Origin of the sequence: Oribacterium sp. NK2B42 (assembly GCF_000424445.1) — a bacterium.
Lineage (GTDB): Bacteria > Bacillota > Clostridia > Lachnospirales > Lachnospiraceae > Oribacterium.
Genome location: NZ_AUJX01000006.1, coordinates 57,322 through 77,018 on the forward strand (window position 1 = coordinate 57,322; position 19,697 = coordinate 77,018).

At 41.6% G+C, this 19,697-nt stretch carries 14 protein-coding genes; all 14 read left to right on the forward strand.

Annotation, left to right across the window (positions count from 1 at the left end; all coding sequences use genetic code 11):
• Positions 1 to 194 precede the first annotated feature (194 nt).
• The 14 genes from G625_RS0103185 to G625_RS0103270 all read left to right on the forward strand — a co-directional run bounded on the left by G625_RS0103185 (position 195) and on the right by G625_RS0103270 (position 19,476).
• Positions 195 to 842, forward strand: a complete 648-nt coding sequence (locus tag G625_RS0103185; RefSeq protein WP_029199961.1) for a hypothetical protein — start codon at positions 195 to 197, stop codon at positions 840 to 842.
• Positions 843 to 861: 19 nt separating this feature from the next.
• Positions 862 to 2,292, forward strand: coding sequence for a pyruvate kinase (gene pyk / locus G625_RS0103190; protein ID WP_029199962.1), 1,431 nt, complete (start codon positions 862 to 864; stop codon positions 2,290 to 2,292).
• A gap of 282 nt (positions 2,293 to 2,574) precedes the next feature.
• Complete coding sequence (locus G625_RS0103195) at positions 2,575 to 3,840, forward strand: diaminopimelate decarboxylase (RefSeq protein WP_044931423.1); 1,266 nt, start codon at positions 2,575 to 2,577, stop codon at positions 3,838 to 3,840.
• Between the two features lie 212 nt (positions 3,841 to 4,052).
• Positions 4,053 to 5,324: a histidine--tRNA ligase gene (gene hisS, locus G625_RS0103205; RefSeq protein ID WP_029199964.1), complete on the forward strand. Its 1,272-nt coding sequence runs from the start codon at positions 4,053 to 4,055 to the stop codon at positions 5,322 to 5,324.
• A 176-nt stretch (positions 5,325 to 5,500) separates the two neighbouring features.
• Entirely contained in the window at positions 5,501 to 7,321 is a 1,821-nt protein-coding gene (gene aspS, locus G625_RS0103210; protein ID WP_029199965.1) for an aspartate--tRNA ligase, read from the forward strand.
• A 215-nt stretch (positions 7,322 to 7,536) separates the two neighbouring features.
• The gene (locus tag G625_RS20925) at positions 7,537 to 8,184 is read left to right on the forward strand and encodes an HAAS signaling domain-containing protein (RefSeq protein ID WP_049895643.1); all 648 of its coding nucleotides are present in this window, start codon (positions 7,537 to 7,539) and stop codon (positions 8,182 to 8,184) included.
• A gap of 84 nt (positions 8,185 to 8,268) precedes the next feature.
• Entirely contained in the window at positions 8,269 to 9,465 is a 1,197-nt protein-coding gene (locus tag G625_RS18145; protein ID WP_044931426.1) for a THUMP domain-containing class I SAM-dependent RNA methyltransferase, read from the forward strand.
• Positions 9,466 to 9,679: 214 nt separating this feature from the next.
• On the forward strand, positions 9,680 to 11,023 hold the full coding sequence (locus G625_RS0103225; protein ID WP_029199966.1) for a tyrosine-type recombinase/integrase: 1,344 nt from the start codon (positions 9,680 to 9,682) through the stop codon (positions 11,021 to 11,023).
• 75 nt (positions 11,024 to 11,098) lie between these two features.
• Positions 11,099 to 11,266, forward strand: a complete 168-nt coding sequence (locus G625_RS22255) for a plasmid mobilization protein (protein WP_156885005.1) — start codon at positions 11,099 to 11,101, stop codon at positions 11,264 to 11,266.
• A gap of 320 nt (positions 11,267 to 11,586) precedes the next feature.
• On the forward strand, positions 11,587 to 12,168 hold the full coding sequence (locus tag G625_RS20930; protein WP_049895644.1) for a type III toxin-antitoxin system ToxN/AbiQ family toxin: 582 nt from the start codon (positions 11,587 to 11,589) through the stop codon (positions 12,166 to 12,168).
• Positions 12,169 to 12,941: 773 nt separating this feature from the next.
• Positions 12,942 to 13,250 carry a glutaredoxin domain-containing protein gene (locus G625_RS0103245; RefSeq protein WP_029199967.1) on the forward strand — a complete coding sequence of 103 codons (309 nt, stop codon included), beginning with the start codon at positions 12,942 to 12,944 and terminating at the stop codon, positions 13,248 to 13,250.
• Positions 13,251 to 15,613: 2,363 nt separating this feature from the next.
• Positions 15,614 to 15,766 (forward strand): hypothetical protein, encoded by a 153-nt coding sequence (locus tag G625_RS0103260; protein WP_156885007.1) that lies wholly within the window; start codon positions 15,614 to 15,616, stop codon positions 15,764 to 15,766.
• Positions 15,767 to 17,525: 1,759 nt separating this feature from the next.
• Positions 17,526 to 18,659 (forward strand): plasmid recombination protein, encoded by a 1,134-nt coding sequence (locus G625_RS0103265; protein ID WP_029199970.1) that lies wholly within the window; start codon positions 17,526 to 17,528, stop codon positions 18,657 to 18,659.
• A gap of 328 nt (positions 18,660 to 18,987) precedes the next feature.
• Positions 18,988 to 19,476: a hypothetical protein gene (locus G625_RS0103270; RefSeq protein WP_029199971.1), complete on the forward strand. Its 489-nt coding sequence runs from the start codon at positions 18,988 to 18,990 to the stop codon at positions 19,474 to 19,476.
• Positions 19,477 to 19,697 lie beyond the last annotated feature (221 nt).

Genomic DNA, 19,697 nt, shown 5'->3' on the forward strand with positions numbered 1-19,697 from the left:
GAAATTTTTTTGCAATAAAGAGTGTGTTCTTCTTATAAAAATAGTAAACTTATAAGAGATATAAATGAGGACGCACACTAAATGCAGGTGTTTCCCAAAAAGAAACAAAATACACTTTAAGGAACCGGATAGATCTGCATCTGTATGTCAGAGATAAACGGTAAAAATCTTACATTTACAGAGGAGAATGAGAGTTGACATTTTATCAAAAGCTTGAAAGAAAACTCGGGAAATATGCCATCCCCGATCTCATGAAATACATCTGCGTTATCTACGTAGTGGGGTTTATTATCCAAATGTTTAATCCGCTGCTGTATTACTATTATCTGGATCTTGATCCGGAAGCCATACTTCACGGACACATCTGGCGTATAGTAACTTTTCTGTTTTACCCGCCTTCCACTTCACCTATATGGATGGTCATAGCTGTATTTGTTTATTACAGCCTCGGTTCCACCCTGGAGAGATTGTGGGGAACATTTAAATATAACTTCTTTTATTTTACCGGAGTCCTGATGCTGGTAGTGACATCACTGCTTTTCTACATTGTTACAGGTATACCTCTCCAGCTTTACCCGACGTATATGACCTTCAGTATATTCCTGGCATATGCGCTTACTTTTCCGGACAGTGTATTCTATCTGTATTTTTTCATACCGATAAAAGCACAGTGGCTCGCCATAGCAGAAGTGGTGCTCTACCTTTTCATATTTATATCCACACCGGATTTCAGCACCAAGGTAGCCATCGCATTATCACTTTTGAATGTGGCATTGTTTTTCTTTCTTACCAATCAGAGACCAAAGAATAACAATGTTTTCCATATAAATGATTTTAGATAAATATTCCAGGAGGATTTTAATGAGAAAGACTAAAATTGTATGTACACTTGGACCTAATGAAAATGATTACAATATCCTTAGAAAGCTTGCCGAGAACATGGACGTAGCACGTTTCAACTTCTCACACGGCAGCCATCAGGAGCACCTTGAAAGACTTACACTTCTTAAGGAAGCAAGAAAAGACAGCGGACGAGAGATAGCAGCTCTTCTTGATACAAAGGGACCTGAAATCCGTACAGGCGAACTTGAGGATCACAAGAAGGTTACTCTGGAAACAGGAGCATCCATCATCCTCACAACAGAAGAGTGCATTGGAACCAAGGATAAGGTTTATATCAACTATGACGGACTCAACGAAGATGTCAAGGAAGGTAATGTTATCCTTATCGACGACGGTCTCATCGGTCTCGTTGTAAAGAAGGTTGAAGGAGCTGATATTCATTGCGAAGTTACTAACGGTGGTGAGCTTGGCGAGAAGAAGGGCGTAAATGTACCGAACGTAAGCATTAAGCTCCCGGGACTTACAGATAAGGATATCGCTGACATCAAGTTTGGTCTTGAGGTTGGATTCGACTTCGTTGCGGCATCTTTCGTTCGTAATGCAGAGACCATCCGTCAGATCCGTGAGATCATTGACAATGCCGGTTCAACCATGAAGATCATCGCAAAGATCGAGTCACAGGAAGGTCTCGATAATCTTGATGAGATCATCGAAGCCGCTGACGGTATCATGGTTGCACGTGGTGACCTTGGTGTTGAGATCGAGGCAAAGCGTCTTCCACAGCTTCAGAAGGAAATGATCAAAAAGTGCAACTATGCAGGAAAGCTTGTAATCACCGCAACTCAAATGCTGGATTCCATGATCCGTAATCCACGTCCTACAAGAGCCGAGGTTACAGACGTTGCCAATGCAGTATATAACGGCACAGATGCGGTAATGCTTTCAGGCGAGACCGCTGCAGGTAAGTATCCTGTGGAAGCTCTTGAGATGATGGCTTCCATCGTTGAGTATACAGAGCAGTTCCTTGACTACAGCGCTTATAAGAACCGTAAGGTTGATCAGAGCACCTATGCTAATATCTCCAACGCTGTTTGTGCGGCTTCCGTAACAACTGCTTCAGAGCTAAACGCAAAGGCACTTATAGTTCCTTCACTTACAGGTTCAACCGCAAGACTTATTTCTAAGTATCGTCCTGCAACACCTATATATGCAATGTCACCAAGCCAGGCAACAGTTCGTCAGATGATGCTCCTCTGGGGCGTTACTCCTATCTGGGCAAAGAGATCCGATACAACCGACGAGCTCTTTGAGAACTCCATGGATGAGCTCCGCAGCCGCGGAATCGTTGAGAAGGGTGACATTTGCGTAATCACAGCGGGTATCCTTTCAAGACTTACACGCAACCAGCCGGTTACTCCTACAAATATCATGCGGGTAATGGGAGCATAAACTAAAAATTATTTTAACTTTTGCACGATATGAGTTATCATTTAACGCAAAAGGTCAAAAAATCCGGAGGGGACGGTTCTCACCGGCGAGAACCGTCCCCTCCGGATAAAATAAAAGCAGACAGAGTAGACTCTTTCCTGCATACCAATGTTAATACAAGGCCTCACAGATATTCTTATTTGTGAGGCCTTTTTTTAAACAATCGCTGAGCCGAAGAGACCTGAACAAGTATGTCAGATATATACGTCGGGAAACCAGCATTTTTAGATGAGGAGAATTCATATGAAAAAAGCCTACGCAACTCTTGAGCAGATTCAGAAGATAGCTGAAACCTATGACACACCTTTTTATCTTTACGATGAAAAGGGCATCCGTGAGAATGCACGAAAGGTACAGAAGGCCTTCAGCTGGAACAATGGCTTTAAGGAATATTTTGCGGTAAAGGCATGTCCTAACCCTTCTATACTGAAAGTCTTAAAGGAAGAGGGCTGCGGAACCGACTGCAGTTCACTTACAGAGCTTCAGATGTCAGATGCCTGCGGTTTTTCCGGTCATGATATAATGTTTTCTTCCAACGAAACACCTCTTTCCGAGTATGTTTTCGCTGACAAGCTTGGAGGCATCATAAATCTCGATGACTTCACAAATATCGAAGAGCTTGAAGAGACACTGGGTTCTTTTCCGGAGACCATGTCACTCCGTTACAATCCGGGCGGATACTTCCAGATCGCCAATACCATCATGGACAGCCCTCAGGATGCCAAATACGGAATGACCACAGACCAGATCATCGAAGGCTTCAAGATCCTTAAATCAAAAGGTGTAAAGCATTTTGGAATGCATTCCTTCCTTGCCTCCAATACAGTAACCAATGATTATTATCCAACACTTGCAAAGCAGCTGTTTGAGCTTGCCGTAAGGATCAAAAACGAAACCGGAGTTGAGCTTAACTTCATCAATCTTTCCGGCGGTGTAGGCATACCTTACAAGCCTGACCAGGAGGGCAATGACATTGAAGTCATCGGTGCCGGTGTACATAAGGTTTTTGACGAGGTACTGGTTCCAAACGGCCTGGGAGACATCAGTATCTTTACAGAGATGGGAAGATTCATGACAGGCCCTTACGGCGCTCTCATCACAAAGGTCATCCACTTCAAGCACACCTACAAGGAGTACGCCGGAGTTGATGCCTGCGCAGTTAACCTTATGAGACCTGCCATGTACGGTTCATACCATCACATCACCGTTCTCGGAAAAGAAAATGCACCCGCAGACAAGGTCTACGATGTTGTAGGTTCACTTTGCGAAAACAACGACAAGTTTGCCATCGACCGTGAACTTCCGGAGCTTGAGAAGGGAGATTACCTCTTCATTCACGATGCCGGAGCACACGGTTTCGCCATGGGCTACAACTACAACGGAAAGCTCTGGTCCGCCGAGCTTCTCTTAAGAGAAGACGGTTCGGTAAAGCTTATCCGCCGCGCCCAGACCCCTCAGGACTACTTTGCAACCCTTGATATAGACGACACAATGAAGAAATATCTTTGATAGAAGCTTTTCAGCCGGTGGACCAGGGGGACGGGGTTGGTGGTTCATTTTCTCCGGAAAATGGACCACCAACCCCGTCCCCCTGGTTCACCGGCCGAATTGTTTCCTTTGAATCACAGGACCTCCGTTCAAATATGACCGGAGGTCTTGCGGTACTTATGGAATATTGATATAATAATTGACCGTAAATTTATTGATATTGAGGTATGGAAATGGCATTAAAGAAAAAGCCTGTAACAGGCATGAAGGATATCCTTCCCCGTGAGATGGAACTCCGCCAGTATGTTCTCTCAGAGATCAGAAGAACATATAAGGAATTTGGTTTTACAGAGATCGAAACCCCGGTTGTGGAGCATATAGAAAACCTCCTCAGCAAGCAGGGCGGTGACAATGAAAAGCTCATATTCAAGGTGATGAAGCGCGGCGACAAGCTTGAGTCAGCCTATCAGAACGGCAGCCTCGACGATCTCAGCGATTCAGGCCTCAGATATGACCTTACACTTCCTTTAAGCCGTTTTTATTCCCAGAATCAGGCACAGCTCCCAAACCCCTTCAAGGCGCTTCAGATCGGGCCTGTATTCAGAGCAGACCGTCCTCAGAAGGGACGTTTCCGTGAGTTCGTACAGTGCGATATAGACATTTTCGGTGATGGTTCCAATGTCTCCGAAATCGAGCTTATCCTTGCGATCTCAACGCTTCTTAACCGCATAGGTTTTGGTGAGAAGTACAACTTCAAGATCGTTATCAATGACCGTGAAATCCTTCGCGGCATGCAGGCATATGCCGGCTTCCCCGAGGAGGATTTCGAGAAGGTTTGCATAAGCCTCGATAAGGCAGACAAGATCGGAAACGAGGGTGTGAAGGAAGAGCTTCTTTCACTCGGATATAAAGAGGAATTCATCGACAGGTATCAGACACTTCTCGAAAGCATCGGTACAGAAGCTAAGGACATCCGTTCACTTGGCGAGAAGCTGAAAGACGTTCTTCCCGAAAGCGTAACAAAGAACCTTGCCGAGATAGTAGAAGCAGTTGCAAAGGTAAAGAGTGTTAAGGTTAATGTTGAATTCGATCCTACTCTCGTTCGCGGTATGGGCTACTATACCGGACCTATCTTCGAGATCCGTGCCGAAGGCTTCGGCGGTTCAGTTGGCGGCGGCGGAAGATACGACAAGATGGTAGGAAAGTTTACAGGACAGGATACACCGGCTGTCGGATTCTCCATCGGTTTCGAGCGTATCATCACAATCATGCTGGATGCAGACGAGCATGTTCCGGGAGAGAACAGGAAGACCGCATTCCTTCTTGACAAAAACCTTGATGCAGAGAAGACTGCCGAGGCTCTCAATGAAGCCATGGAGCTTCGCGCTAAGGGTGAGACAGTTCTGGTTTCCCGTATGAACAAGAACAAAAAGTTCCAGAAGGAACAGCTCACACAGGAAGGCTACACAGAGTTCAGGGAGTTTTACCGGGACGCTCTTAATTAAAAGCACCTATTAAATCGTTTTTTGCTTTATTGTTTAAATGTCATCCCGCATATCGTTTTATGCGAGGTACCAATTTAACAGATAGTACTGTCGTCTAAACCGGGCGGCATTTACATAGATGAGAAGCCTGAACATTGGACAACTCATCATTAATTAATAATACAGAGGTAATACTTATGGCAGAGTCAATGAAAGGTCTGCACAGAACGTGCAGATGTACAGAGCTTGATGAATCATTTATCGGAAAAGAAGTGACCATGATGGGCTGGGTTCAGAAATCCAGAAACAAGGGTGGTCTTATCTTCACAGATCTTCGTGATCGTTCCGGAATCTTACAGATCATTTTTGAGGAAGCAGACTGCGGCAAAGAGGTATTTGAGAAGGCAGCAAAGCTTCGTTCAGAGTTCGTAATTGCAGTAACCGGTATCGTTCGTTCCCGTGGCAAGGACGCCAACAAGGACATGAAGACCGGTTCCATCGAAATCTCAGCAAGATCACTTCGTATCCTTTCCGAATCAGAGACTCCGCCATTCCCTATCGAGGACGGAATCACAACAAATGAGAATGTCCGTCTCAAGTACAGATATCTCGACCTCAGAAGACCTGAGCTTGCACAGCGTATCATGACCCGTGCGAAGCTTGCCTTCTGCATCCGTAAGTTCATGATGGATAACGGCTTCCTTGAGATCGAGACTCCAACACTTATCAAGTCAACACCTGAAGGCGCAAGAGATTTCCTTGTACCTTCACGTATGCACCACGGTTCTTTCTACGCTCTTCCGCAGTCACCGCAGCTTCTTAAGCAGCTTCTCATGGTATCCGGCTTTGACCGTTACTTCCAGCTTGCAAGATGCTATCGTGACGAGGATCTCCGTGCAGACCGTCAGCCGGAGTTCACACAGGTAGATATGGAGCTTTCCTTCGTAGACGTTGATGACGTTATCGAAGTAAATGAGAGACTCCTTCAGTACATCTTTAAGGAGATCTGCAATGTAGACATTGAGCTTCCTATCCGCCGCATGAAGTGGATAGATGCCATGAACAGCTACGGTTCAGACAAGCCTGATATGCGTTTCGAGATGCTTCTTCAGGATGTTACCGAGGCTGTTAAGGATTGTGGTTTCGCCGTATTCGCAAACTGCGCTAAGGACGGCGGTGTGATCAAGGGTCTCAATGTTAAGGGCCAGGCAAAGATGCCTCGTAAGCAGATTGACAAGTACACAGAGTTCGTTAAGGGCTATGGCGCAAAGGGTCTTGCTTACCTTGCAATCAACGAGGATGGTACTTACAAGTCCTCCTTCGCAAAGTTCATGACAGAAGAAGAGCTTAAGGCTCTTGTTGATGCAATGGGCGGTCAGCCGGGCGATATGCTCATGATCGTTTCAGATACAAAGAAGACTACTGTATGGAATTCCCTCGGAGCACTTCGTCTCCAGCTTGGTGCAGACCTCGAGCTTATCGACAGAAGCGCATGGAAGTTCCTTTGGGTTACTGAGTTCCCTATGTTCGAGTGGTCAGAGGAGCTTGACAGATTCCAGGCTATGCATCATCCGTTCACAATGCCTATGGATGAGGATCTTCCTCTGGTTGATACAGATCAGGGCGCAGTTCGTGCAAAGGCTTATGATATCGTTCTTAACGGTACAGAGCTTGGCGGTGGTTCAGTTCGTATCCACCAGGCAGACGTACAGGAAAAGATGCTTGAGAAGCTTGGCTTCACACCTGAAAAGGCAAACGAGCAGTTTGGATTCCTTATGCAGGCCTTCAAGTACGGCGTTCCGCCTCACGCAGGTCTTGCTTACGGTCTTGACCGTCTTGCCATGTGGATGGTTGGATCAGACACTATCCGTGATGTTATCGCCTTCCCGAAGGTTAAGGATGGTTCAGATCCCATGATGGAAGCTCCGGCTCCCGTATTTGATGAGCAGCAGCTCGTAGATCTCGGAATCGCAGTTGTTCCTGACGAGAAGCCTGAAGAATCCGTAGAAGAAAACTGATTTTTCGTTCGAACGGGATTTTTTCTCCCGCTCGGCTATAAGTGTCATGGATAATAAAGATTTGCCCGGTAATCAGCCGGCGGACTATGCTTTTTTTAACATGAACTGCTTAGAATAGAAGTGAATTTTATATGAACTTTACGGCCGAGACTTGCATCATATGCCAGTCTCGGTTTATTCTATTAATGACTAAACTCGAGAGAGAGGACATACTAGTGACAAAAGAACAATTCCTCCATGATTTAACGGTGCAGCTCAATCTCAACGTATCCGATCAGATCATACGTGAACAGCTTGCTTACTATGACAACTATATCAGCGGCGAAGTAAGTAAGGGAAGATCAGAATCGGAAGTGGTTGAGGAATTAGGCTCTCCGAGACTCCTTGCAAAAACCATTATCGATACTGCAGAGGCAGCGGGGGATCCTGTTGCAAATCAGGACGAAGAAATCAGAGGAACCATAGATACAGAACCTTATTCTGACGCCCTTGAGTTCGAAAGAGATAAATCCTACAGAAATGCCGAAAGTTCATCCTACTCAGAGTCTGAAAACGATGAGCCTAAGCAAGGTTATCAGGATGAGAACCGTCGTGAGCAGAAGAGTTATTCGGAAGAAGGCACAAGGAACGACAACAACCGTTCCGGTTTCGGTGACTTCTTCAGAGGTGAAAAAAGCGGTAATTACGGACATATTTTCAGCACCGGCGGCTGGGGTTGTCTCATTGCCTTTATCATCTTCTTCCTCATACTTGAAGTGATTATAAACGTTGTGGGCGGTATTCTGTACATCCTGTCACCGTACCTACCTACAATAATGGTAGCCTTCTGTATTGTTTGGCTGATAAACAAATTTTTACGATAATCATGGATGACGGATTTGTTATGCTGAGATTAAAATCCACGCATTCAGATCCGTCTTTTTTAATAGAAGCAGAAAAGGAAAAATATGAAAACATTCGAATTAGTAGCTCCCTGCCATTTTGGTCTTGAAGCGGTAACAAAAAAAGAAGTCATCGACCTCGGCTATGATATCACAACCGTAACCGACGGACGTGTAGGCTTCATAGGCGATGCCGATGCCATCTGCCGTGCAAACATTTTCATGCGTACACCTGAAAGAATCCTTCTTAAGGTTGGTTCTTTTAAGGCTGAAACCTGGGAAGAGCTGTTCCAGGCAACCAAAAAGCTTCCATGGGAGGAGTACATTCCTGTAGACGGCAGCTTCTGGGTAACAAAGGCAAGCTCCGTTAAGTCAAAGCTTTTCTCTACCAGAGACATTCAGTCCATCATGAAGAAGGCTATGGTTGCAAGGCTGGGCGAACATTTCGGCATTTCCCAGTTTGAAGAGCACGGTGCAAAATATCCGGTTAGAGTCTTTGCCTATAAGGATGAATTTACAGTTTGTCTCGACACCTCAGGTGAGTCTCTCCACAAGAGAGGCTATCGCCTGAAGCAGGGCCTTGCTCCTATCACAGAGACTCTTGCGGCAGCCCTCCTTATGCAGTCAGGCTGGAACAGAAACCATGCACTGGTTGATCCTATGTGCGGTTCCGGAACCTTCGTTATCGAGGCAGCCATGATGGCCGCAAACATTGCCCCGGGTATGGACAGAGCCTTCATCTCCGAGACCTGGACCAACTTCATCGACAAGAAGCTTTGGTACAATGCTTTCGACGAAGCGAATGAGATGGTTGACACTCAGCTTCTCGAAACCGGCATGACAGCTGAAGGAAAGAAGATCGACATCCAGGGCTATGACATTAACCCTGATGTCATTCCGGTAGCGAGAGAGAATGCGGAGCGCGCCGGAGTTGACAAGATCATCCACCTTCAGGTACGTGATCTTGCGGACTTCTCACACAGCGGAAAGGCAGGCTACATCATCACAAACCCGCCTTACGGCGAGCGTATCGAGGACAAGAGAAATCTTCCCATGCTTTACACAGAGCTTAAGGAAGCTTACCAGGGTCTCGATAGCTGGGCCATGCATGTCATCACCGCCTGGGAGGATTCCGAGAAGTACCTCGGCAAGGCTGACAAGAACCGTAAGATCTACAACGGCATGATGAAAACATACTTCTACTCATATACGGGCAGGATGGTAAACCAGAATAAGCCGCATGATTTTGAGAAAAAAGCTTGAAATTACGTGGGTTTTTAGACCCTAAGGTTAACTAAAAGTACTTCAAAAGTATCTATCAGGTACCGGAGAAGTACTATTATTTTGGCCGGATTTGGGGTAAAAATTGGCCGGATTTTGGCCGGATTTTGGTCGGAAAAAAATACCCCTATAAATTTTTTAAATATCAATGAATTCACAACATATTATCTAAAAAGAGAAATATGGAGGAATTCAAATGATTATTAATGAACTTGTTCATAGCGAATTTAAGTTTAGCAAGGATGGTAAAAGGGAGCGTTGTCGCGCTACATTTTATTTTGCGGATGGTTCGAGTCAACGTTTGTCAGGGTCGGGAAAACCCAGCAAGAGCCACAAAGAATGTATACAGGCTATACTCGAAAAAGCTGAAATAGAACAGGATAAGATCATTTATGGTCAGAAAGTAGCAAACGGTGAAATCACACTTGCAGAAGCAGTTTTAAATGAACTCAAGCTTAAAAAAGATCAATATGATGTTGCTAGAAAAAAACAGAAAGTTGTTGATGAAACCATTGAAATGGTAGAACGTGCATGTAAGACGTTTATCATCGATGCGGAAATTGGGAAAAAGCAGGTCAATATGCTATTTAAACCAGAACTTATGGTATGGAGGAACAGCCTCTCGAAAGAAATGTATGAAATACATAGAATGACCGAAAGCCAGATTGCCAGCTATAATCGTGCTGAAAAAAAAGCAATGGCTGCTAAGACAAAGGAAGAAGCAGATGCAATCTTATTTGGATTAAAGCGTCCTGAATTCAGACATTACAGCGCCTCTTATATAAACAGAGCTATTCGAGTTGTAAAAGATGTTGTTAACAAGTTGTATGAGAACTCAAAAGATCCGTCTCCGGCAGCAAACCTCAGTATTTATAAGGTTGTAGCGGAAGCAAAAACTGAGGATGATTTCCTTATAGGTGAAGAGTTTCCTCAATTTGTACGCTTTCTCATGACAAAGTATCGGACAAAATATCCTTACAATCGCCGCAGAAAGATCTTAGTTCCTGTATATGCTGCATTATTCTTGGTGTCTATGGCAACAGGAATCCGTCCTGGCGAGGCATTGGCCCTTCGTAAGCGTGACTTTGACCCTGAAACTGAAACCCTGTATATTCAGCGTACAGGCGAACACGAGGATGGACGAACAAAGACAAAGAATTCCGAAGATTTCGTTCCTGTGGCTTCATTTGGGTTAACGGTGTTAAATGAACTTTGTGCCGTAAAAAATGATGATGATCTGTTGTTCCCAAACCTTGCAGGTGAACTGTTATCCAGAGGGAATACAAACAATCTACTTAAAAAATGGTTGGCAGAAGCAGGAATTAACAAAAAGCTGCATCCTCATTCTTTTAGAGGTAGTCTCGCTGTATACATTATAGATAATTACAATGGTCCCACTGAGGAGGCCATAGAACGTGCCGCCGATATTCTTAGAGATGAACCTGCTACAGTGAGAAAGTACTACTATACTCTTACCCAACGTAGCAAGGACGAAAAAATTGAGCGGAAAAAGGAAATAATGCGTAATTTAAAATTTTAAATATATTTTTTTCGTTTTCTTGAAAAAACTATACATATTGTTCTTAAAAGATATTAATGAAAAAGGAGAACAAAAATGTATAGAGATTCTACCAAGGTTCAGGTGCATGTTTATGTTACAAGGAGCGAGAAAAAACTATTGAAGGAACTGGCCGCAGCCCATGGTCTTAATGTTAGCAACTATTTTAAAATGCTGGCGTATAATGATAAAGCACGAATGGAAATGCTAATAAAGCAAAAATGAAAAGTAAACTTCCCATTAATCCTATGAAGAGGTAGCGACGGCATCAAAACAGATCATGAATAAATACGAAAAGGCGATTCGATTGTTAGTCCATTCATAAGTAAACTCCCGGCAAACTCGTATTGATGTCAAAAGCACATTCACTTTATCATAAAAATTAATGAAGTTTCTCTATAAAACTTGACAATCATATTTAATTTGATAAACTTACAGACAAGTGGAGCGTCCTGCCGATAAGTGGACTTCGAAAATGGGTATAAGAAATTATACTATGAGGGGACTGTAAGCAGTCCTCTCTTTATTTTTTACAAGGAATAAGCATGACGAATGAATTTAAATTGTATAAAGTGTTGCCAAAATATATAAACGCTTTGAGGGACGAAACTAACGGTGGAGACTCAACTATATACAGAGTTGATGGTAAGGAAAGTCGTCCGTTTGTAGGTATTGTTGCCGTGATAAATGGATATAACTACTTTGTTCCGTTGACCAGTTATAAGCCACGGTTTCATTATTTAACAAATAAAGAGCCTGACTTTATGCCGATATACAGATGTGGAAAGATGGTTTCTGCGTTGGAATTTAATAAGATGATACCTGTTCCGCTAAATCAGATAAGACCTCTCGACACCGAAATTAGAAAGCACGACCCCGAAGGGAGAAGACAGGCAAAGGAACTCCGTATTTACGAGGAAATATGGTGTAACAATCATGCCAAAGAAATTAAAAGTAAAGCATTGTTACTATACAAATTGTACGCCGAAAAGGATGAATCCTATAAAAATATAAAATACTGTGTTCGGAATATGAAAAACAGCATCCTGCACAACACAAATAAAAATCCCACCAATGTACTTTTAAGTACAGAGATGGGATTTTTTATGTCATTTTGTCTTGGTTAATGATATCGAATTTCTACTCAATACGAAAATAGGGTAGCTCTGTTCCTGCACAAGCAGGTGAACATAAAAAAAGAAACAAGCAACCCACTTAAGCAATAAGCCGTATGGTAACAAACTCGTTTCTTCACTTAAGATATTACAATGGCTTTCAAAAAGTGTCAAATCTTTTCCATTAGACCAAATTCCCAATCCGTGTTATTATATTTATGCCGAGATATGCATATATGTCCCCTCATTTTTGAGACATCTGCATAAGGAGCTTGCAGCGGTGAGCGTTAATATTAACGTCATCGATAACAACCGCTCACATCGGCAGCACTCGTGATGGTATCGAAAGAGCCATCTATATACCATACAAGTGAAAGGCTTGTAACGCTGAGACGGCAGCATATTCAAAGACTTCGCTTTTGCGGAGTCTTTTTTGATGCCTGAAACATAAAAACTGAAAATGTAGCAATCCCCAAAGCATATGTTTTGCATTTTGTCAAGCCCTCGCCCTCAAAAAAAAGAACACCCCTTTTTTTCAAAAAAAATCGGGATGTTCTTGATTTTCATTTGTCAAGTGCTTAACTTAATAGCATTGGGTTTTCAGCCTGGTGGAGTTTGTCCTTTTGCTGTTCCTGAAGATATCCCGATATGGCTTGACGTATACGTTCATCCTTCAGGTGGGAACGAGTTCACTTCGGTAAAGATTACCCCTGATGAATTGGAAAGAATCACCGGCACTGTAGGTTGGTGTAATGTATGCAAAGGATGGGAAGAGGAGGAACAAAATGCTTAAGATTTATGGCAGAGAAGATTGTCAGGACTGTGTTAACCTAAAGGCGAGTCTGGATGCAAATAATGTGGAGTATGATTTCAGAAATATTGGAGATTCCCTTCATGATATGGCTGTTTTCATAAAGATAAGAGATACAAATTCTGTCTTTGATGAGATCAAAGGAACCGGAAAGATAGGGATACCAGCAGTTGTAACAGAGGACAAGTCTGTATTACTAGACTGGGAAGGATATCTGAAGGAGAAGGGACTTCAGATAATAAAGTCAGGACAGTCATGTTCGATAGATGGAAAGAATTGCTAAAATTAACAATAAAATATTTATAAGTAAACAGTCAGAAACCATGTGTTATCTGGCTGTTTTTTTATAAAACATGACATCATAAGTATTTTAATATTAATTAAAAACGGTAATGCGAGAGAGTGTGAACGTGCCATTATATCCTTACTAAGAGGATTCCCTTATGGGAGCATTACAGGTTCAACAGAATCTTTTCTGTTAAATCTTTATATACTATTTCGTTCTTAATCCTCATAAAGCTACAGAGAAGCTACAGAGAACGTCCTGAGAGACTCCCTCTACATTCCCGTCGGGATTCAATCATTTAATATCAACCACACGGTCACAAATTAGTGAATTTTCTACATCTAGATATGTTCTTCAAACCCAAAATAACATCATTAAAATTTCAAAAAACACCGATTGCCAACTGTTAATTGTGATAGAGACTAATGAAAAAACAAAGATAAATAAACGCACATTTTGAAGAGATTTTTTGGAGAAAAGACATCTGAAAAGTAGATGAATGTAATGAAGTAATGGAGTTCATAGAGAAGTTTACCTGGGCATTTCTATAACTTATCGAATGTGTTTTGGTGCCAAATAAGAAGATGTATATCGTAAGAAGATAGGACATTAATAGATAATCTATGGTAATCTTCGGATGAATATTAACTATAATTTCAATTACAATCCAGATAAAATAGTTTGATTGTCACGGAAAAAATGAAGGATAAACAGACTGGAATCTGATGCAAAAGTTCGTTTTTCAAAGCTAAAAATCATGAAGATTTTGAATGAAAATATATAAGCTTTTATTAGAAATCAAGACAGGAATTACATGATTTTTTCACAAGTGAACGTTGATATAAATATAAAATCAGCGCATTAAGTCATTCTATAAAGATCCGAAACAACGTCTTTTTTGGTGAAAACAATAATCCATTTTGCCATTACAATGAGGTAATAAATGGAGATTTAGTATTGGTTTAATAAATCCGAAATCTCAAGTTCTTCAGTAACTCATCACGATTAACCATATACGGAAGGCACCTTAATAAATACACGAACCGTAGTGAGTTAATATGGAGATCAGTAAGAAATCAAACAGGAAAGCGGAGATATATTGTTATTAGGCGAAATCACCCACAAACCGTAGATATGGAAAGTACCACAAACAAAAACACGAAACGTAGTGAGTTAATAGGGAATACTATTTGAAAACAATATAGATGGAGGCGAAAACCTGCTTTTTAGGCAAAAATACCCACAAACCGTAGATATGGAAAGAAGCCTAAATAAACGCACAAACCGTAGTGAGTTTATAGGGAAAGGGATGCGAAAACAAGAAAGAAGGTGACAAAATCTTGCGTTTTGGCAAAAATGCCCTCAAACCGTAGATATGGAAAGAAGCCTAAATAAACGCACAAACCGTAGTGAGTTTATAGGGAAAGGGATGCGAAAACAGCAAAGAAGGCGGCAAATTTTTACTTTTTGGAAAAAACGCCCCCAAAGCGTAGATACGGAAACCCCCTTATTAAACACCCAAACCGTAGTGAGTTAATAGAGATATACGGCATAGAAAGCAATAATGAAAAGCGGCGCTTACGTTACCACCTTGCTAAATAGATAAACTAGAGACTACCATTAGAGGCTTTGAAAAAAAGAAAGAAGAAAAGAAGTATCGCGTCCATAAAGCTTACGGGATGCATTTTTTATTTTTTTTAGACGCCAGGATAAAAGGGAAAAATGTCAGATGGCATGTGGTGCCTGAGCAAACCCTTTTTAAAAAAAGCAGAAAGCAAAAACAGAAAAAAATAAATGTCAATGCCCCGCCTTGCGTAGAGTGCAGATATAAGCGGCAAGAAAGAACGGAGGCGCTACCAACAAGAGGAAAAAAAGAGATAAAAAATTGATGAATAGCCTGATGATATATTGAACCCGGGCTAGATGTTGAGTAAATTGCGGATACCCGCAAATGAGAACGACAACGCCACCGACGAAATAGAGAATAATAGAGAGAATAAAAAGGAGACGAAAAATGGGACGCATAGGGTGAGACGATATTGGACCTGGTAGTGATAGCGGAAGGGATACGGGTGATGCCCACAAAAGAGAGTGGTGGTGCCAACGAAAAGAGAAAAGGAAAAATGATTTGTAACGTGATGATGGCGGGTACACAGTGCCACCGCAAAAGAGAGAAGACTATGTAAACGATAAATATCAGTTAAGCGATACAGATATAAAGATACCAAAAAGAAAAAGTTAGTGCGCTGATTTGGGCAAGTGATTTGGCATAAAATATAGTACCAGTAACGTGATATAAACAAGAGGGAATGTACGAGCGGGCAATTGATACGGACGGGCAAGTGATACGAGATGCTTGTATGGCAGCATTAGAATACTTGACTACCGAAACATACATAACGGCTGCCACAAAAAGAGAAAAGAAAAAGAAACAGAAAAAGAGAAAAGGAAAAGAGAGTAAAACGACAGCACTACGCTGTGGCGACTATGACAAAAGAGAACGACGACCATAAATAGTAGAGAGGGCGAGAACAAATAAACGAGTGCTGACAATAATGCCCCGCATATAAAGAGAAAAAGAGAGAAGAACATACCTGACCGTAACAAAGGACACCGCACTAAAGATATAACCGCACCTACGCTGACGCATCTGCCTGTGTATGTACCATTGCGATACGCCACTATATTAAAATGCCTGCAAAATACGGATGCCAATGCTCTAATGCCAAAAAACTATATGCCGCTTTACCTACTACCGCTATGACGATTACCGATACACGAAAAGAGAAATCCAAATACAGATGATTACCTCTTTTGGCAATTGATATGATGATATATGTATAGTACCAATAACGAGATACATATATAAAGATGATGCTCATCGATAAAGATATATATGGCAACTGATAAAAAGAGAATACCAATAACGAGGTACTGATACGGAAAATGATATTGTACGGATATATAGCGCCTGTAGGTATATAGATATATGGTGAGTTGATGCAGTAGGTATTCATATGGCGTTACCGATATAGGATATTGATACGGCTGCGGTCAGCTATATATGTCATATCCAGTACCATAGACCGATAGGCTGAGATTTGTTTTGAGAATTATTATGCCCGCCCCTTTTGGTAACGACTTATCCGTGTGATGTATTGATGCCTGAAGGGTTAGGTGTTGCTGCCATAATATAATTAGAGCCGAATAAAAACGTCTCAATTAGAAAGTGATACGGGAAAGAATAAAAGGATATTGATAACAAATAAAAGCCACAACTGAATGTGTCCGACTTCAACGTCCCTACGAAATACCTAACGCATCAGTAAAAGAGCAAGAGAATATATAGCCCTCTTTAACTTTATGGATTAAGGCGAGGGTCGCTTTATCGGCATATTAATATATGACTCACCTACTCTTAGCCATGCGGTTATTGAAATACCAATAACGTGATACAAGCAGTGGAAATGTGCGAACTGGCAACTGATACGATAGTCGTCAGTTTCTGATAAAGGTCTAGAGAAAGAGTCAAATGCGATAATTCAGGAGTAACGTAGCGGCTCTTACGATAAAAATGTAAAAACTGATGGCAACAGTATAAAACAGAGAATGCCCGAATAAGAGAAAAGAGAACTATGAGAGAGAAGTTTTAGCGGGGAAGTATAGTGTGTAAATACAAAGTACTGTGGCTTTGTCAAAAGAGAGAATAAGAATATTGTTTTGATGGAATGAGAAAATACTGAAAGGAAGACTGACGATTCACCAATCAAGCCAAGTAATACAGCGTTTGTGGTGTGATACCAATAACTTGATATTTTATACATGTAAAAGTATTACAGTAAAACCCTACCCCAAAAGCAGGAGGTGATATATAAAAATCAAATGGCTCCAAAACGTGATATTGGTAAATGCTGTGCCAGCGACATTATATTAAAAAGAAAAGAGATTTAGTCATACCTTAGGTTTTACATTGTATTGGATCGCAGTATATCCGCCATTAGAGACGTTTTCTAGTATAGGAGCGATTTTTCGTGTAGGGTTTTAGAGAGATACATCATCAAGCTACACTTAGAATTGCTTCTGAAGCTATAGCTGCGAAAACACCACCCATTTAAACGCAAGAGTTTTGAAATTATTTATAGTAAAGAATATTTCCATATAAAAATCAAAGTTATTCTGAAATTAAACGAAGCATATTATAACTGAATGCCTTGGAAATAAGAAAGGGTAAGGACAAAAAAAATAGAATGACGCCAGGGCAGGAGGTATTATATGACAGAAAAGAACTACGCATTTTTCCATATGGATAAATACAAGACCCCATCACAGATGAATAGCGAATGGAAACATTGCTACAGGACAATACCCGTTCCAAACGCTGATAAGAATTTGGCATACAAGAATGATGTGATAATCGACATGAGCGGAACATCATGGAGCTATGTCGTAAAAGACAAGATGAAAGAACTCGGCTACTCCGACAAGAAGAATGGCGAAGGACTCACATTCAGGAAAGATGGTGTCAGAGGATTGGAAGCCGTTGTTTCCTATCCTAAATCAATAGAAGACAGCATTGATTTAGATGGTTGGAAGAAAGATTCTATCTTATGGCTTGAAAAGACATTTAACGCCTGCCCTGAAAAGTATGGCGACAATCTCATCTCTGCCATCTATCACGCAGACGAACCAAACTGTGATCCGCACATGCACGTTTTCATTATGCCTATTGATGACAAGGGACATTTTAATGCAAGCTATTACACGGACGGAAAGGCTCTCCTTTCCAAGTATCAGGACGAATATGCTAAGGCTATGGAGAAGTACGGTCTTTCCCGTGGCGAGCGTGGAAGCCGTGGAACATGGCAGACATCCCATAAGTTCAACATGGCAGCTAAAAAGGCTTATGAACAGCAGCTCCCGATGGTTCTCCCCGATGAGACAGCCGTTGCCTACAGACGTAGAGTTAACCCAATTTATCAGGATTTATACGCTGCTAAAACGAGGAATGAGTTTGAGGCACAGCGCAGAATCGAACGGGCTGAAGCTAGGGAAAGGAACGCCATTTCCGTTGCCCGTCAGGAGACCGCTCTGAAAGAAGATATTGAGCGTGACACTATTTTAAGAGACATTATTGAGCGCTTTGGTTCTGTTGAAGCCTGCAAGAACGCTGCCAATTCTTTTAACTGTCTGTTGGAGTACATGGATGAGCATAAAGACGATGAAAAATTCAAGATTGTGAGACAGCTTATCCTTGATGCTGATAAATACGAAAAGGAGAAGAAGCAGAAAGAAGCGGAAAGTCAGGAACAGGAAAGAAAAGACGCAGAAAAGAGAGACGAGGACACAAGAATCCGTACGGAGAAATTATTTATAGTCAATAGTGGAAAAATTGGCAAATACAATTAATATACTTAGTTGTTTATTATCTTGATAATGTTCTTATAAACTTCATTATTACGCTGTCAGACTTTCATATATTTAGCGCCACTAAGAATAGCAGTGACGTTGGCTATCAATATAATAAGGCGTTGAAGCTTTAGATTGATCACAGCCATTCCTTCGGGAGTGAGCTGTGTTTTTTTTGCTCTTTTTTACTGACTTCAAAAAATGGTAAATTTTTCGATTATCTTCAGGAATCAGTTCACATATTAACTCTGACAATAAAAAAACCAAGGAGCATAAAGCTCCGCCACCCGACATAGAAGTTCGGGAGAAAGAAAAGAGGAATACTAATATGACCAAAGTAGTATGTTTTTCAAATGAAACTTTTGACGCAGTTAAGACTACCCCTGAAGCATTTGACGATGAAAGAATGCTCGGTTCATTTAATATGGGGCCTGTTGTATGCAGAATTGTGCTTTCATACGACGAGGATGATGAGGGCTATTATGATGGCTGGCCAAATTTATTCATGGGCAAATATGTCATTGAAGCCCTTATTGATTTCGTTGGGTGGGAATGTTACGAAAAAGAAGATATTGATTGCGAAATTCTAGAAGGTATTCCCATCACCTGTATGGGGGATTTTCCAGTCTTCCTTGAGGAAACATACGAGGAAACAATGAAAAGATTTCAGCATGACTTTTATGAATGCGTGCTAAATAATGAAAAGCTGACCAAGAGCATCCTTGCGTCAGAAATTACGGCAAGACGATTCATCGAGTCTTTAAACGAGGAAATGAATAAGAATATTCAGAAGCACTCAGAATCATCTTATATGTAGCTTGTCGGCGATAGCGACACATATATTGCCAAACTCGCCTAACCCACCATACAGTCACTCCTACAGGGGCGGCTGTATTTTTTTGCTTCAACCCCGCAAAAGAGAGGGGAATGGGGGTACAGCCTGTGCGGGAGTTTTTGTTTTCTGGTTTTATTTTTCTGTTTTTTTATGATTAATCTTGATTGTTTTCTGGTTTTTGAGAATATGGGTGATTTTTCGGT

Coding starts and splice junctions, on each gene's coding strand:
- G625_RS0103270 (WP_029199971.1), top strand. CDS start 18,988: ATGACCAAAGTAGTATGTTTTTCAAATGAAACTTTTGACGCAGTTAAG.
- hisS (WP_029199964.1), top strand. CDS start 4,053: ATGGCATTAAAGAAAAAGCCTGTAACAGGCATGAAGGATATCCTTCCC.
- G625_RS0103260 (WP_156885007.1), top strand. CDS start 15,614: ATGGCAGCATTAGAATACTTGACTACCGAAACATACATAACGGCTGCC.
- G625_RS0103195 (WP_044931423.1), top strand. CDS start 2,575: ATGAAAAAAGCCTACGCAACTCTTGAGCAGATTCAGAAGATAGCTGAA.
- G625_RS0103225 (WP_029199966.1), top strand. CDS start 9,680: ATGATTATTAATGAACTTGTTCATAGCGAATTTAAGTTTAGCAAGGAT.
- aspS (WP_029199965.1), top strand. CDS start 5,501: ATGGCAGAGTCAATGAAAGGTCTGCACAGAACGTGCAGATGTACAGAG.
- G625_RS0103265 (WP_029199970.1), top strand. CDS start 17,526: ATGACAGAAAAGAACTACGCATTTTTCCATATGGATAAATACAAGACC.
- G625_RS18145 (WP_044931426.1), top strand. CDS start 8,269: ATGAAAACATTCGAATTAGTAGCTCCCTGCCATTTTGGTCTTGAAGCG.
- G625_RS0103245 (WP_029199967.1), top strand. CDS start 12,942: ATGCTTAAGATTTATGGCAGAGAAGATTGTCAGGACTGTGTTAACCTA.
- pyk (WP_029199962.1), top strand. CDS start 862: ATGAGAAAGACTAAAATTGTATGTACACTTGGACCTAATGAAAATGAT.
- G625_RS20930 (WP_049895644.1), top strand. CDS start 11,587: ATGACGAATGAATTTAAATTGTATAAAGTGTTGCCAAAATATATAAAC.
- G625_RS22255 (WP_156885005.1), top strand. CDS start 11,099: ATGTATAGAGATTCTACCAAGGTTCAGGTGCATGTTTATGTTACAAGG.